Annotated in this window: 14 protein-coding genes; 6 read left to right on the forward strand and 8 right to left on the reverse strand. The window is 45.1% G+C overall.

Features of this window, described 5'->3' with window-relative positions:
- The first annotated feature begins 213 nt into the window (after positions 1–213).
- The 3 genes from ACFQ3Q_RS02375 to ACFQ3Q_RS02385 are packed head-to-tail and all read left to right on the forward strand — an operon-like array spanning position 214 to position 2,448.
- Positions 214–1,329 (forward strand): NAD(P)/FAD-dependent oxidoreductase, encoded by a 1,116-nt coding sequence (locus tag ACFQ3Q_RS02375; protein ID WP_380742541.1) that lies wholly within the window; start codon positions 214–216, stop codon positions 1,327–1,329.
- Complete coding sequence (mtgA, locus tag ACFQ3Q_RS02380) at positions 1,326–2,015, forward strand: monofunctional biosynthetic peptidoglycan transglycosylase (protein ID WP_380742542.1); 690 nt, start codon at positions 1,326–1,328, stop codon at positions 2,013–2,015. The genes ACFQ3Q_RS02375 and mtgA overlap by 4 nt, the downstream gene beginning before the upstream one ends.
- Positions 1,993–2,448, forward strand: coding sequence for a transcription elongation factor (locus tag ACFQ3Q_RS02385; protein WP_380742544.1), 456 nt, complete (start codon positions 1,993–1,995; stop codon positions 2,446–2,448). The genes mtgA and ACFQ3Q_RS02385 overlap by 23 nt, the downstream gene beginning before the upstream one ends.
- 1 nt (position 2,449) lies before the next feature.
- On the opposite strand, the gene ACFQ3Q_RS02390 is transcribed toward ACFQ3Q_RS02385, so the two are convergent.
- From ACFQ3Q_RS02390 to ACFQ3Q_RS02415, 6 genes are all read right to left on the reverse strand, one after another.
- Positions 2,450–3,424 carry an ABC transporter ATP-binding protein gene (locus ACFQ3Q_RS02390; protein ID WP_380742546.1) on the reverse strand — a complete coding sequence of 325 codons (975 nt, stop codon included), beginning with the start codon at positions 3,422–3,424 and terminating at the stop codon, positions 2,450–2,452.
- Positions 3,425–3,539: 115 nt separating this feature from the next.
- Positions 3,540–5,705: a prolyl oligopeptidase family serine peptidase gene (locus ACFQ3Q_RS02395; RefSeq protein WP_380742548.1), complete on the reverse strand. Its 2,166-nt coding sequence runs from the start codon at positions 5,703–5,705 to the stop codon at positions 3,540–3,542.
- An 89-nt stretch (positions 5,706–5,794) separates the two neighbouring features.
- Complete coding sequence (locus ACFQ3Q_RS02400) at positions 5,795–6,784, reverse strand: aspartate-semialdehyde dehydrogenase (RefSeq protein ID WP_380742550.1); 990 nt, start codon at positions 6,782–6,784, stop codon at positions 5,795–5,797.
- 265 nt (positions 6,785–7,049) lie between these two features.
- The gene (gene mscL / locus ACFQ3Q_RS02405; protein WP_380742552.1) at positions 7,050–7,484 is read right to left on the reverse strand and encodes a large conductance mechanosensitive channel protein MscL; all 435 of its coding nucleotides are present in this window, start codon (positions 7,482–7,484) and stop codon (positions 7,050–7,052) included.
- A gap of 75 nt (positions 7,485–7,559) precedes the next feature.
- Positions 7,560–8,669 carry an alanine racemase gene (gene alr, locus ACFQ3Q_RS02410; RefSeq protein WP_380742554.1) on the reverse strand — a complete coding sequence of 370 codons (1,110 nt, stop codon included), beginning with the start codon at positions 8,667–8,669 and terminating at the stop codon, positions 7,560–7,562.
- Positions 8,662–9,312 (reverse strand): thymidine kinase, encoded by a 651-nt coding sequence (locus ACFQ3Q_RS02415; protein ID WP_380742556.1) that lies wholly within the window; start codon positions 9,310–9,312, stop codon positions 8,662–8,664. Before ACFQ3Q_RS02415 ends, alr begins: the two co-directional genes overlap by 8 nt.
- Positions 9,313–9,502: 190 nt before the next feature.
- On the opposite strand from ACFQ3Q_RS02415, the gene ACFQ3Q_RS02420 reads away from it, so the two are divergent.
- Together ACFQ3Q_RS02420 and rsmI are read left to right on the forward strand one after the other, a co-directional pair.
- Positions 9,503–10,300: a hypothetical protein gene (locus ACFQ3Q_RS02420; RefSeq protein WP_380742558.1), complete on the forward strand. Its 798-nt coding sequence runs from the start codon at positions 9,503–9,505 to the stop codon at positions 10,298–10,300.
- A gap of 17 nt (positions 10,301–10,317) precedes the next feature.
- Entirely contained in the window at positions 10,318–10,992 is a 675-nt protein-coding gene (rsmI, locus tag ACFQ3Q_RS02425) for a 16S rRNA (cytidine(1402)-2'-O)-methyltransferase (RefSeq protein WP_380742560.1), read from the forward strand.
- Between the two features lie 3 nt (positions 10,993–10,995).
- On the opposite strand, the gene ACFQ3Q_RS02430 is transcribed toward rsmI, so the two are convergent.
- The gene (locus tag ACFQ3Q_RS02430) at positions 10,996–11,400 is read right to left on the reverse strand and encodes a hypothetical protein (RefSeq protein ID WP_380742562.1); all 405 of its coding nucleotides are present in this window, start codon (positions 11,398–11,400) and stop codon (positions 10,996–10,998) included.
- A 54-nt stretch (positions 11,401–11,454) separates the two neighbouring features.
- Here ACFQ3Q_RS02430 and recJ point away from each other — a divergent pair, with 54 nt between their 5' ends.
- The gene (gene recJ / locus ACFQ3Q_RS02435) at positions 11,455–13,149 is read left to right on the forward strand and encodes a single-stranded-DNA-specific exonuclease RecJ (protein ID WP_380742564.1); all 1,695 of its coding nucleotides are present in this window, start codon (positions 11,455–11,457) and stop codon (positions 13,147–13,149) included.
- On the opposite strand, the gene ACFQ3Q_RS02440 is transcribed toward recJ, so the two are convergent.
- Entirely contained in the window at positions 13,139–13,903 is a 765-nt protein-coding gene (locus ACFQ3Q_RS02440) for a UDP-2,3-diacylglucosamine diphosphatase (RefSeq protein ID WP_380742566.1), read from the reverse strand. The genes recJ and ACFQ3Q_RS02440 overlap by 11 nt on opposite strands.
- Between the last annotated feature and the right edge of the window lie 118 nt (positions 13,904–14,021).

A 14,021-nucleotide genomic window follows, 5' to 3' on the forward strand; every position in this document is an offset into this window, starting at 1 on the left:
TTATTTTATGGGCGTTCCCCCGCTAAAAAGCGGTGGCGGGCTATCCGTTCTTAGTCCCGCGAAAATGCGGGAGCTAACCACTCCTATCCCTAACGCGAACTGCTCTGTCTTTAACAGGCTTGATCTTTCAGGATACTTATCCCTGCAGGTCTTTTAAACTTTGTAGGAAACTCTCCCAAACTTTCCGTAATTTCAGGCGATAATTTATGATTTATGGATTTTTCTTACTGGGAGAATAAAACCTGGCTTTCAGATACAGACTTCACCATTATTGGCAGCGGGATCACGGGGCTTAATTGTGCTCTGAGTCTTAAATCAAGATTCCCCGCCGCTAAGGTGCTTATCCTTGAACGCGGGCTTCTGCCCAACGGTGCAAGTACCAAGAATGCCGGTTTTGCCTGTTTTGGGAGTATTTCGGAGATACTGGACGATCTGAACCGGCATACCGAAGAAGAAGTCGTGGAGCTTGTGAAAAAGCGTAAAAAAGGCCTGCAATTGCTTCGCAGCAACCTGGGAGACGAGAATATAGGGTTCCAGTGTCTGGGAGGATATGAACTTTTTACAAAACAGGACGAGGAACTCTACGGGGAATGCAGATCGAAATTAGATAAAATAAACAGCCTCTTAAAACCGGTTTTTGGGGAAGTTGTATTTTATGACCGGGAAGACCGTTTTGGGTTTGAAAATATTCAGCCCCGCTTGGTTTATAACAAGTTCGAGGGACAGATAGATACCGGCAGGATGATGAGTTCGCTTTTGGACAAAGTGCAATCTGCCGGAGTGAAGATCCTGAATAATGTAACGGTGGAATCCTTTGAGGAACAGGGCTCTGGAGTAGAGGTGAAAACAAGTTATTTCAGCTTTAAGACAAAGAAGCTGCTGGTGGCCACCAACGGCTTTGCTTCAAAACTTGGTTTCTCTAAAGTTAAACCAGCAAGAGCCCAGGTCCTGATCACCAAACCTATCCCTGACCTTAAAATTGAAGGGACCTTTCATTTGGATAAAGGCTATTATTATTTCAGGAATATCGACGGCCGGATCCTTTTTGGCGGCGGAAGAAATCTTGATATAGAAGCAGAGGAAACGATGGAGATCGCGCAAACAGGGCTTATCCAGAATAAACTGGAAGAATTATTAAAAACAACGATCCTGCCTAACACAAAATTTGAGATCGATCAACGCTGGAGCGGAATTATGGGCGTCGGAGAACGAAAGAAACCTGTTGTAGAGCAGGTTTCAGAGAATGTATATTGTGGGGTTCGGCTTGGTGGAATGGGCGTTGCCATTGGCAGCCTGGTAGGAAAAGAATTAGCAGAACTCGTATTATGATAAAAAGACTACTTAAATTCCTGCTGAAGATCATTGGCTGGCTAATGATCCTGAGCGTTTTGGTAACACTCGCCTTTAAATGGCTGCCGGTGCCTTTCACCCCTTTAATGGCCATTCGGTATTTTGAGAATCCCGATGAAGAGATACATCACGAGTGGGTGCCAATTGAGGAGATCTCCAGGCATCTGCAGCTGGCGGTAATTTGCAGCGAAGATCAGAATTTTGAAAAACACAATGGTTTCGATTTTGAAGCCATTGAGGAAGCCATTGAGGAGAACCAGGCCGGGAAGCGGATGCGTGGTGCCAGCACCATCAGTCAGCAAACGGCTAAGAACGTTTTTCTATGGCCGGGAAGGAACTGGGTTCGTAAGGGACTGGAAACCTATTTCACCTTTTTAATAGAGGTGATGTGGAGCAAGGAGCGAATTCTTGAGGTGTACCTTAACAGCATCGAAATGGGAAAAGGAGTTTACGGGGCTGAGGCAGCTGCCGAAGCCTGGTTCGGGAAGTCAGCTGCAAATCTTTCGGCCTACGAATCTGCTGCCATTGCGGCCGTGCTGCCAAACCCTAGAGAATACAGTGCCAACCCGCCGGGCCCGTATATTCAGCGTAGAAAGAGCTGGATTGTAAGACAAATGAATAACTACGGAAGATTTATATTAGATGATGAAGGAGATAAAAGATAAGCTTTTCAAGGCCTGTGAGGCTTATGTGCAGGAACGTATCTCAAGAATATCTCTTGCGATGAGCGATCTTGAAAGTGACCTTGAAAACGAGACCAAGAGCAGTGCCGGCGATAAATATGAGACCGGCAGGGAAATGATCAATCTGGAATGGAATAAGCTTTCCACCCAGCTGCAGCAGTTCAAAAAGCTTAAGGAGACCCTTGAAATGGCCAAGAGCAATAAAACTGCGGAAGAGATTAAACTGGGAAGCCTGGTGAAAACTGAAAACGCCAATTATCTTATAGCCATTCCTGCCGGGGTGATCACCCTGGGAAGTGAAACCTGGTTTGCGGTGGGCGCCAATGCGCCAATTGCCCAGGCATTATTAAATAAGAAAAAGGGAGAGGATTTTTCCTTCAACGGGACCAAGGATAAAATAATTTCGGTAGACTGACTTATTTATTATTCAGCCTGGATTCGATCAGCTTTCCAGAAATCTTAAGGCCAATGGTCTTTCCTTTTTTCAACGCTTTGGAGTGGTCAAAGAAAACCTGCTGTCCGTTTAGCCTGGTTTCTATCAGGAAGCTGCTTCCTTTAAAGTAGCTGTGCACTACTTCGGCCTGAATTTCAGATGTTGTACTCAGCCTGATCTCTTCGGGATAAAGAAGGATCTTTTTCCGGCTTTTTTCCTCAGGTCTTAAGCTTTTCAGCATCACCTCATTCACGTCTCCAAACAGGGAAGCTACATAGGTGTCCGGCGGATTCTTATATAACTCCTGCGGACTTCCTTTCGCGTGGATCTTAGAGTTCTTTAGTACAATGGTCTTGTCAGCAAACGCAAGAGCATCGGTACTGTCGTGAGTGGCAACTATACAGGAGATGTTCTGTTCTTTTAAATAGGAAAAGACCCGGCGTCTTAAGTTATTCTTTCTGAAGTGATCTATATGGCTAAAAGGTTCATCTAAAAGCAGTAATTTAGGTTCTTTGGCCAGGGCTCTTGCCAGCGCAACCCTTTGTTGCTGCCCCCCGCTTAATAATTTAGCCTTGGTATCTGCCAGGTCTTCCATTTCCACCACTTTCAGCAGCTCTTTGATCCGCTTCTTTTTCTTCACCGGGTACATATTACTAAGGTGTTTTCCAACGTTATCGGCCACGCTTAGCGGCAGCATCAGGTCGAAATCCTGGGCCAGGTACTTGATAAAAGGTTCCCCCGGAACAAGGTTGTAATTAGGTCCCAGCAACTCCTGATCTTCCCAGTGGATCTTCCCGTCGGTATGCAGGAGTCCGTAAATGAGCTTTAAAAGGGTGCTTTTACCACAACCGCTTTCGCCGATAAGGGAAATGTTCTCACCTTTGTCAAGACTAAAGCCGATATTCTTAAGCACGGTGTCTTCATCATAGGCAAACGAAACGTTTTTTAACTTCAGCATAGCAAGGGGTTTTTCAGAATTCAAGATAAAGCTTTCAGCTTTCGCCGGAAAATAAAAAAGGCTGTTTTCACTGCAGTTGTTTAGCGAAAACAGCCTTTCTTTAGATTATATAAAATTAATTTACTTCCTGGTCTGAGCCTGATGGTAATTCGCTATATCCCATATTGTAAAGCGTAAACCCGAAGATATCGGCATACTCTTCAATGATCATATTGGTAGGTTTCCCGGCTCCGTGTCCTGCTTTGGTCTCGATCCTGATAAGAACAGGTTCATTTCCGGCCTGTTTGTCCTGCAGTTCGGCTGCGAATTTAAAGGAATGAGCAGGGACAACCCTGTCGTCGTGATCTCCGGTGGTTACCAGCGTAGCAGGATATTTCACTCCTTTCTCAACGTTGTGAACCGGAGAATACCCGTACAGGTATTCGAACATTTCCTTGCTGTCCTCAGCCGTACCATAATCATAAGCCCAGCCGGCTCCGGCGGTAAAGGTGTGGTATCTAAGCATATCCATAACCCCCACGGCGGGCAGGGCAACTTTCATCAGGTCCGGGCGCTGGGTCATCGTTGCACCAACCAGCAAACCTCCGTTGGAGCCTCCGCGAATTGCGAGGTAATCTTTGGAAGTGTACTTATTACCGATCAGGTACTCTGCGGCAGCTATAAAATCGTCAAAGACGTTCTGCTTTTGGAGCTTGGTCCCGGCATCGTGCCATTCCTTTCCGTATTCACCTCCGCCTCGCAGGTTAGGAACAGCATAGACTCCGCCCTGTTCCAGCCATACCGCATTGGCGATGCTGAAGGAAGGGGTTAGGCTAATGTTGAATCCGCCGTAACCATAAAGAATGGTAGGGTTGTTTCCGTCCAGTTCCAGGCCTTTTTTATGGGTAATGATCATAGGAACCTTGGTCCCGTCCTTAGAATTATAGAAGACCTGGGTGGTTTCGTAATCTTCAGGATCAAAATCTATATTCGGCTTATTGTAAAGCTTGGAAGTTCCTTCTTCAATATCGAATTTGTAGATGGATCCGGGAGTCTTATAGTTTGTAAAGGAGTAATAGGTCACTTCTTCGTCCTTTTTCGCACCAAAACTGCTAACCGAACCTACTCCCGGAAGCTCCACTTCCCTTACAAGATTTCCTTCCTTATCATATTGTTTTACCTGAGAAATGGCATCTACCATATATTCAGCGAAAATATACCCGCCGGCAGTAGAAGGGGTAAGTACATTTTCGGTTTCCGGGATAAAATCCTCCCAGTTCTCAGGAGCGGGGTTCGATGCGTCTACGGTCACAATTCTTCGGTTTGGGGCATCTTTGTCGGTTAGTATAAAGAGTTTACTGCCTTCGTTATCGATTACCGAGGTTTCGGTCTTCTCGTTATCAAGAATGGTTACCAGCTCCGGGTCTTCTTTGCTGAGGTCCATCATAAACAGCTTTCCTCCCGCGGTAGAGTTTCTGGCTGTAATAAAAAGGTAACGGTTGTCTTCAGAAACACTTCCGAAAACATACCGGTGTTTCTGAGCCTCGCTGCCTCCGTAGACAATGCTGTCCTCGCTCTGTTTAGTACCGAGCTTGTGATAGAACAAACGATGCTGATCTGTCTTTGCCGAAAGCTCACTGCCCTCGGGTTTTTCGTAGCTGGAATAGAAGAACCCTTCGTTTCCTTTCCAGGAAATTCCGCTGAATTTAACGTCTCTTATGGTATCACCCTTAATTTCTTTGGTTTCGGCGTCCATTACGATGATCTTTCTCCAGTCGCTTCCGCCTTCAGAGATGCTGTAAGCTGCCAGTTTTCCATTATCAGAAAAACTGAGCCCGCTCAGGGAAGTGGTTCCGTCTTCACTGAACTTATTGGGATCCAGGAAAACTTCTGCTTCCCCGTCTTCAGACTTTTTCCGATAAACCACGTACTGATCCTGCAGCCCGTCATTCTTACTGAAATAGATATAGTCCCCTTCCTTTTTGGGAGCGCTTATTTTTTCATAATTCCACAGCTCTGAGAGTCTTTTCTTCAGATCCTTTCTGAATGGGATCTTTTCAAGATAGCCGAAAGTAATTTTATTCTGGGCCTTTACCCATTCTTCGGTTTCCGTACTGCGGTCATCTTCCAGCCAGCGGTAAGGGTCTTTGACTTCGGTTCCAAAATAATTGGTAACGGTGTCTACTTTCTTGGTTTCGGGATAGTTCAAAGTGATTTCCGTGTTTTGTTCAGGGTTTTGAGCCGAGCAAAAAGGAGCTGCCAGAAGCGTCAAAACCGGGAGGATTTTTAATTTTTTGTTCATAGGTATAAATTTAGAGCAACTAAAAATAACACAAAAAATGCCCAAAAGCGAAGGCCTTTGAGCATTAGTTGAAAATATTGTGTGCAGATCTACACCAGTTTATGCTCTAACAGGTATTCAGCGATCTGAACCGCATTGGTGGCGGCACCTTTTCTCAGGTTGTCGGCAACAATCCACATATTAAGCGTATTAGGCTGAGAATAGTCTCTTCTTATCCTTCCAACAAATACATCATCCTTTCCCTCAGCATAAATAGGCATAGGATAGGTGTTTACCGCGGGATTGTCCTGTACGGTCACTCCCGGGAATTCGCTCAGGATCTTACGCACATCAGCTTCATCAAAGTCATTTTCAAACTCGATATTCACCGATTCTGAATGCCCGCCAACAACAGGGATCCTGATGGCCGTTGCACTTACGTTAACCGAATCGTCCCCAAGGATCTTCTTGGTCTCCCGGGTTAGTTTCATTTCTTCCTTGGTATAGCCGTTCTCTTCAAAAACGTCGCAATGTGGTAAGGCATTTTTATGAATAGGGTAAGGGTAGGCCATTTCTCCCTTTTCTCCGGCATATTCGTTCTCGAGTTGCTGAACGGCTTTTACCCCGGTTCCGGTGATAGACTGATAGGTGGAAACCACGACGCGCTTTATTTTAAAATTATCGTGCAGCGGCTTAAGGGCCATTAAAAGCTGGATGGTGGAACAGTTGGGGTTCGCGATGATCTTATCTTCTGAAGTGATCTCAGAGGCATTGATCTCGGGAACCACAAGCTTTTTGGAAGCATCCATTCTCCAGGCCGAAGAGTTATCGATCACGGTAGTTCCGTTTTCGGCAAATTTGGGAGCCCATTCCAGGGAGGTGGCCCCTCCGGCAGAGAAAAGGGCGATCTCCGGCTTAAGGTCTACGGCGTCCTGAAGCCCAATAACTTCAACCTCCTTATCATTAAATCTTATCTTTTTCCCTACAGATCTTTCCGAAGCTACCGGAAGCAATTGGCTTACCGGAAAGTTTCTTTCTTCCAATACCTTCAACATAACCTGGCCTACCATACCTGTAGCGCCTACAACTGCTATTTTCATTCTTTTGGTTTTTGCCGTTTCCGCCGCAGCGGTTATAGATTCTTAAATTTATTCTTTTCCAAAGACTTTTTTCTTTGGGGAACTGCAAATGTATTACACATTGAAAAACAAGCCTATGCAGAAGACTTAAAATTGGTGAGAATTACAGATTTTGAACTGATTCGTCTTTTTCGTTAAAAAAAGACCCCACAGTTTCCCGTGGGGTTTAGATTAATTGCTATTTATTTAAAAATGTGCAGTATAGCGGTGCACGTATCATAAACTCCTAAGGAGTATTATTCTGTTTTTTAAGCTCATCCCTTATTTCAGTAAGCAATTCTTCCTGGGTTGGGCCTTTTGGGGCTGTTACCTGGGGCGCTTCCTTTTTCGTCTTGGTCTTTTCATACGCCCTGAGCAGCAAAAATATGAATAAGCCAACGATTATAAAATTAATAAGGGCCTGAATCAGGTTTCCGTAGGTGATCACGGCTGCTTCCGCCTCCTGTGCAGCTTCCAGGGTTTCGTAGTGCTCTCCCGTAAGGGAAATGAATTGCTGGGAGAAATCGGTTCCCCCGGTGAAAAGCCCGATTAAAGGCATCAGGACATCGGCTACAACAGAGGCGATGATCTTGTTGAAGGCTGCGCCTATAATTACCGCAGTTGCCAGTGCCACGATATCACCTTTTAGAAGAAAGGCCTTAAAATCTTTTAAAAATGCCATTGATAGTTGGTTTTAGTTAATGATGTTTAACTAAAATAAGTAAAAAATAGAAAAACTATCAGGTAAAGATTCAGATTATTCCGGAATGATCACTCTTTTAACGCGCTGGGAGATGCCCGTAATGAGTTCGTAGGAAATGGTACCCCCGGCTTCTGCAAATTTTACCGGATGTTGCGGCCCGCCGAAGATGATCACTTCATCCCCTTCCTCACAGTCAATATCGGTAACATCTATCATAATAATGTCCATACACACATTTCCGATGATAGGTGCATATTGTCCATTCACAAAAACGCCTGCATTGCTTTTACCGTATTTACGATCTATCCCGTCGGCGTGGCCAAGAGGTAAGGTGGCAGAGCGGGTGGGTTGTACAGCCTTGAATTCCCGGTTGTAGCCCACGGTATCTCCTTCCTTAAGCTCCTGGATCTGGGAGATGACGGATTTCAGGGTACCTACCGGCTTCAGGTCTTTGTCTATATTTTCATCATTACTGAAACCGTAAAGTCCAATTCCGGTTCTTACCATATTGAAAGCGGCTTCCGGATAGTTGAAGATGGCTGAAGTATTGCAGATATGAAGCAGTGGTTCATATTCCAGTTTTTCAGCAAGGCTGTAGGCAATGTTTCTGAAGGTATTGATCTGCCTGAGGCTGAACTCCCTTTCTTTCCAGTCTTCACTGGCTGCAAGATGCGAAAAGGCAGAAGCTACTTTTACTGAATTCGTATTGCTCAGTCGCTCTACCGCGGCTTTGTAATTTTCTTCGGTAAAGCCAAGCCTGTTCATACCGGTATTGAACTTCAGATGAACGGGATAATCCTTTTGCTTTTTTTCTTCGGCTAAATTGATGAACTCTTTCAGGATACGATCACTGTAAAGACTTGGTTCAAGGCAATGCTCTATGATCCTTTCGAAGCCCGGTATTTGGGGGTGAAGGATAAGGATGGGAGTGGTGATCCCGGCCTCCCGTAATCTCACTCCTTCCTCGGTATAAGCCACCGCAAAATAATCGGCGCCGAGCTCCTCCAGTTTTTTAGCTATCGCTACCGAATCATTTCCATAGGCATAGGCCTTGATCACCGCCATAAACTTTACGTCGGCACCAATTCTAGAACGGATAGTTTTATAATTATGGGCAAGTGCTCCCAGGTCTATTTCCAGAAGGGTTTCCTGAGCTTTAGGCATTCTTTTGCTTTAGGTTTTGTGGGTTGATCTCTTCGGCTTCATTCACATCCAGCTTCTTTACCCGCTCCTTCAGCATCGCCTTGTAATAGGCGGCCCTGCTTAAAGGTTCGTACTCTTCGGTTTCCCCAAGAAATACCAGGTCGTCATTAATAGCTTTCCGGTAACTGAACTGTGCCAGGTTTCCGGTGCGGGTGCAAACGGCGTGCACCTTGGTAACATATTCGGCGGTAGCCATAAGATGAGGCATAGGGCCAAAGGGGTTTCCCTTAAAATCCATATCCAGTCCTGCCACCACTACACGAATTCCGCGGTTGGCAAGATCGTTACATACGGTCACGATCTCATCATCAAAGAACTGGGCTTCGTCTATACCCACCACATCGCAGCCATCGGCAAGTATCCTGATATTGGCCGCTGATGGCACGGGAGTAGACCTGATCTCATTGCTGTCATGAGACACTACCATTTCTTCATTGTAACGGGTGTCTATTGCGGGTTTGAAGATTTCAACCTTCTGCTTTGCAAACTGGGCACGCTTAAGCCTGCGGATAAGTTCTTCGGTTTTGCCGGAGAACATACTTCCGCAAATTACTTCTATCCAGCCAAATTGCTCTTCGTGATTTACTGTATTTTCGAGAAACATTTTGTAATTTTCAGATCGAAAGGAGGAATAACCTCCTTCGCATAAAGGTGGAACAAATTTATTAAAAATACAAGCCTTCGGTTAGGGCAATCGGCTAAAGTTATAAAAGTCCTGAAGGGATAAATTTTAGGATTGATTTTTGCAGAATTAATATAGAACTGAAAGCAAAGGCAGGTAAAAATTTAGAATTATGAAAAAGAAAATAGAAGCTGAATTAGTTGCGATAGCGGAAACCATAATCAAAGAAAGAGGAAATCTTAATACAACCGAACTAAAGGAGAAGGCAAGACATCTTTATGAAAAATTAAGCATACTTGCATTTACTGAAAGGCACCTTGAAGAAACTCCTGAAACAGTAACTCCGGAACCGGTGAAACCTGCCCCGGTGCAGGAAAAAAGGCCGGAGCCCAAGCCTAAGAAAACCACAAAAAAGGATCACGATGAGTTTGCTCCGGATGGTACCGAGTACAACGATTCTGAAGCTATTACCGAGCCTAATACCGAAAAAATAAAGGATATCGTTGCCCAGATGCCGCCTGAAAGCGAAAGGGTTGACGACCTGTTCAGCGAGATTACTTCCTCTAAGCCGGAGCCTAAAGCTCCGGAAACCAAAACGGCGGAAAAGAATAACAATGGTTCGGCTTCGCAAAAAGACTTCAGGCATATAGGCGTAGACTATGATAACTTACCCGACTTTGAGCCCCTTAACAACAAGCAGAAGGACAATCGTCCAAAATCATTAAATGACAGGCTTAAAAAAGGGATCAATATCGGCCTTAATGAAAGGCTGACCTATATAAAGCATCTTTTTAACGGAGATACTGCCGACTATAACCGCGTGCTGTCCCAGCTGAATACCTTCAGCACTTATGAAGAAGCCCATAAATTCATAGAAAAAGTGGTTAAACCTGATTATAACCACTGGGAAGGGAAAGAAGATTATGAGCAGCAATTTATGGAACGAGTAGAAAGCAAATTTCACCAGTAATCCTGAGAGTTTAATTTATGGGGAAACTATTTTTGGTGCCCACACCAATAGGCAATCTTGAAGACATCACCTTACGTGCCATAAGGGTTCTTAAGGAAGCGGACCTGATACTTGCCGAAGATACACGCAACAGCGGGAAACTCCTGAAACACTTTGAAATAGGCACTCAAATGCAAAGCCATCATATGCATAATGAGCATAAGACGGTTGATGGGATAGTGCTACGAATCAGGAACGGGGAGACCATTGCACTGATAAGCGATGCGGGAACCCCTGCGATTTCCGATCCCGGGTTTTTGCTTACCCGCGCCTGTGTTGAGGCAGGGGTAGAAGTAGATTGTCTGCCGGGAGCCACGGCCTTTGTTCCGGCACTTGTGAACAGCGGACTGCCAAACGATAAGTTTGTGTTTGAAGGTTTTTTGCCGGTAAAAAAAGGAAGGCAGACCCGGCTGAAGTTTCTGGCCGAGGAAACCAGGACCATGGTCTTTTATGAATCGCCGCATAAACTTTTAAAAACCCTGAAGAATTTTGCCGAATACTTCGGGGAAGACCGGAAGGTTTCGGTTTCCAGGGAGATCACTAAGCTGCACGAAGAAACCATTAGAGGAACAGCTGCAGAGGTGCTTCAGCATTATACAGAAAAGCCTCCAAAAGGGGAGATAGTAATTGTAGTGGAAGGGAAGAAGGCCTGAGCTCTAAAAGTAAAATGAGATCACCCGTTTGAATTCTTCAATGCTTTCTTCAGTATACTCTTCAAGATCTATGGTTTTTGGATCCTGTTCGCGTAAATGCAGTATCAGGCTGTTATCTTTTCTTTCTACATCCTGAATATCATCTGTTTTTATACGTTCCACCGGGTTATCATTAAGGCGATATTTAACAAAAACGGCATCATAGATCACCTGGTTCTTACGCACCTGAGATTTATAAAGTATCCATACAATCAGGATATTGGACCCTGCGATGAGGTAGAAGAAACCCTGATCTTTTGTAAAGGCATAGCCTGCTAAACCTGCAACCAGCAAAAGAATTGCCAATAGCAAAAGAATTAAATGGCGCAAGGTGTTTTTATGCTTAATTTTGATGTTGGTTTTTTCCATATTTTAATATTATAATCCGAAAGGTATTAAAACTATTTAATTCTATTGTATTCTATGCGCTGGACTCTGCAACCCAAACCCAATCCCGAAATAGTAGATGAACTTTCTAAAAAACTGGGAGTCGGTAAGGCTGTTGCTTCCCTGCTTGCCCAACGGGGGGTCAAAACTTTTGAAGAGGCCAGGAAGTTTTTCAGGCCCGATCTGGCTGATCTTCACGATCCGTTCCTGATGAAAGATATGGAGCTGGCGGTGGCGCGAATAGAAAAAGCCATCGAAAATGGAGAAAATATCTTGGTTTATGGGGATTATGACGTAGATGGGACCACCAGCGTCGCGCTGATGTCTTCTTATCTTAAGACCCTTAGCCCTAATATTGCGACCTATATTCCTGACAGGTATGATGAGGGTTACGGGGTTTCTTACCAAGGGATAGATTTTGCTTCAGATAATGACTTTAGCCTTATCGTGGCTCTTGACTGCGGAATAAAGGCGATTGAAAAGGTTACCTATGCAAAAGAAAAAGGGATAGATTTTATTATATGTGACCACCACCGGCCGGGAGACAGCATCCCCGAAGCTGTAGCGGTCCTCGATCCTAAAAGGGAAGATTGCGAATACCCTTATAAGGAACTTTGTGGTTGTGGTGTGGGCTTCAAGCTTATCCAGGCCCTTTCTTCCAGAAAAGGAGAGGGAGTTGAATCGCTGTTGCCTTACCTTGACCTTGTTGCCACAGCCATTGGAGCAGATATAGTCCCGATAACCGGAGAAAACCGTATCCTTGCCTATCACGGTCTCAATGTGATAAATGTGGCTCCTAGAATGGGCTTCAATGCTATTTTAAGTCAGTTGAAAAAGGAGAAGATCACCATCACCGATGTGGTCTTTGTCCTTGCCCCGCGTATCAATGCCGCCGGAAGGATGAGGCACGGGCAGCACGCCGTGAACCTGCTTACCGAAGAAGATGAGGAGACAGCCATAGCCTTTGCCGCAGAGATCGAAGCCTTTAATGCCGACAGGAAAGACGCCGATAAATCTATAACCCAGGAAGCTCTGGCACAAATAGAAGACCTCCAGGAACAGGAAAGAAATACCACGGTGGTATATCACGAAAGCTGGCATAAAGGGGTGATCGGGATTGTGGCCTCCCGCCTTACCGAAACCTATTACAGGCCAACCCTTGTATTCACCAGGAGCGGAGATAAGCTCGCGGCCTCGGCCCGCTCGGTGAAAGGTTTTGATGTTTATAATGCCCTGGAATCCTGCAAGGAGCATATTGAACAGTTCGGGGGACACAAATATGCCGCGGGCCTTACCCTGCTGGAGTCGGAATATGAGAATTTTAAGAACCGCTTTGAGGAAGTGGTGTCTTCTTCCATAGAAAGACATTTACTGACCCCTGAGATCACCATAGACGCAGAACTTGACCTCAAGGACATCACTCCAAAATTCTACAGGATTTTAAAGCAGTTCGCACCGTTCGGACCCGGGAATATGTCTCCGGTTTTTATGACCAGGGATCTTACCGATTCCGGTTTCGCAAAATGCGTGGGAGCCGATAAGTCTCATCTTAAATTCCGCGTAAAGCAGGACGGTAATGGCCCTTCCTTTGACGGGATTGGTTTTGGCTTAGGGAAAAAGATAGATATTCTTAAGAACGGGAATAGTTTTATGGCAGCTTATTCTATAGATGAAAATCATTATAACGGGAATACCAGCCTTCAGCTAAAGCTAAAGGATATTAAGGATTAGATTCCAGCTTTTTCAGGCTCATTTTCTCACCGTCAAATTCGGCGTAAGTGTAATGAGAGATCCAGTCCCCGGTGTTGATATAGGTTGATTTTCCGTTGAGATCGATCTCCAGCGGTAAATGCCGGTGGCCGAAAAGGAAATAATCGTAATGTTTGGATTCCAGTTTTTTCCTGCAATACTGGATGAGCCACTCCTTATCTTCTCCAAGGAACTCCATATCCTCTTCTCCCGAGATCGCTTTATTCTTAACCGAAAAATACTGGGCAAGAGGAACTCCAAGATCGGGGTGTAACCAGCGGTAAAGCCATTTCGCCAGGGGATTAGTGAACACCTTTTTCATTCGCTTATAACCTTGATCGCCGGGCCCCAGACCGTCGCCGTGACCTATCAGGCATAATTTACCGTTAAAGCTGAACTCCTGGGGCTTGTGAAACACCGGAATATCGAGTTCTTCTTCAAAATAATTATCCATCCAGAGGTCGTGGTTCCCTACAAAAAAGTAAATGGGGATCCCGCTGTCCTTTAACTCGGCAAGTTTTCCGAGGGTTCTGACAAAACCTTTAGGGACCACGTGCTTGTATTCAAACCAGAAATCGAAAAGATCACCGAGCAGGAAGATGGCCGCTGCGTCCTTTTTTATTTCGTCCAGCCATTTTACGAACTTTTCCTCACGCGGACGGCTGTCCTGTGCGGTAGGCGCACCAAGGTGATTATCACTGGAAAAATAGACTTTTTTGCCCTGGGGGATATTCATAATGCAGATTCTGACAGGTAAATATAAATAATTTAAGCTTTAGACTGCGCAAGGGATAGCAGCGCTTAGCTTTTGGCTTTTGCCAAAACTATAAGCGGATAGCCCGACCCGGCCTTTT

Source organism: Salegentibacter chungangensis (assembly GCF_042678405.1).
Classification (GTDB): Bacteria; Bacteroidota; Bacteroidia; order Flavobacteriales; family Flavobacteriaceae; genus Salegentibacter_A; species Salegentibacter_A chungangensis.

What these genes read in the sequence shown, in the direction of transcription:
- ACFQ3Q_RS02375 (WP_380742541.1), top strand. Translation starts at nt 214, where the DNA reads ATGGATTTTTCTTACTGGGAGAATAAAACCTGGCTTTCAGATACAGAC.
- mtgA (WP_380742542.1), top strand. Translation starts at nt 1,326, where the DNA reads ATGATAAAAAGACTACTTAAATTCCTGCTGAAGATCATTGGCTGGCTA.
- ACFQ3Q_RS02385 (WP_380742544.1), top strand. Translation starts at nt 1,993, where the DNA reads ATGATGAAGGAGATAAAAGATAAGCTTTTCAAGGCCTGTGAGGCTTAT.
- ACFQ3Q_RS02390 (WP_380742546.1), bottom strand. Translation starts at nt 3,424, where the DNA reads ATGCTGAAGTTAAAAAACGTTTCGTTTGCCTATGATGAAGACACCGTG.
- ACFQ3Q_RS02395 (WP_380742548.1), bottom strand. Translation starts at nt 5,705, where the DNA reads ATGAACAAAAAATTAAAAATCCTCCCGGTTTTGACGCTTCTGGCAGCT.
- ACFQ3Q_RS02400 (WP_380742550.1), bottom strand. Translation starts at nt 6,784, where the DNA reads ATGAAAATAGCAGTTGTAGGCGCTACAGGTATGGTAGGCCAGGTTATG.
- mscL (WP_380742552.1), bottom strand. Translation starts at nt 7,484, where the DNA reads ATGGCATTTTTAAAAGATTTTAAGGCCTTTCTTCTAAAAGGTGATATC.
- alr (WP_380742554.1), bottom strand. Translation starts at nt 8,669, where the DNA reads ATGCCTAAAGCTCAGGAAACCCTTCTGGAAATAGACCTGGGAGCACTT.
- ACFQ3Q_RS02415 (WP_380742556.1), bottom strand. Translation starts at nt 9,312, where the DNA reads ATGTTTCTCGAAAATACAGTAAATCACGAAGAGCAATTTGGCTGGATA.
- ACFQ3Q_RS02420 (WP_380742558.1), top strand. Translation starts at nt 9,503, where the DNA reads ATGAAAAAGAAAATAGAAGCTGAATTAGTTGCGATAGCGGAAACCATA.
- rsmI (WP_380742560.1), top strand. Translation starts at nt 10,318, where the DNA reads ATGGGGAAACTATTTTTGGTGCCCACACCAATAGGCAATCTTGAAGAC.
- ACFQ3Q_RS02430 (WP_380742562.1), bottom strand. Translation starts at nt 11,400, where the DNA reads ATGGAAAAAACCAACATCAAAATTAAGCATAAAAACACCTTGCGCCAT.
- recJ (WP_380742564.1), top strand. Translation starts at nt 11,455, where the DNA reads ATGCGCTGGACTCTGCAACCCAAACCCAATCCCGAAATAGTAGATGAA.
- ACFQ3Q_RS02440 (WP_380742566.1), bottom strand. Translation starts at nt 13,903, where the DNA reads ATGAATATCCCCCAGGGCAAAAAAGTCTATTTTTCCAGTGATAATCAC.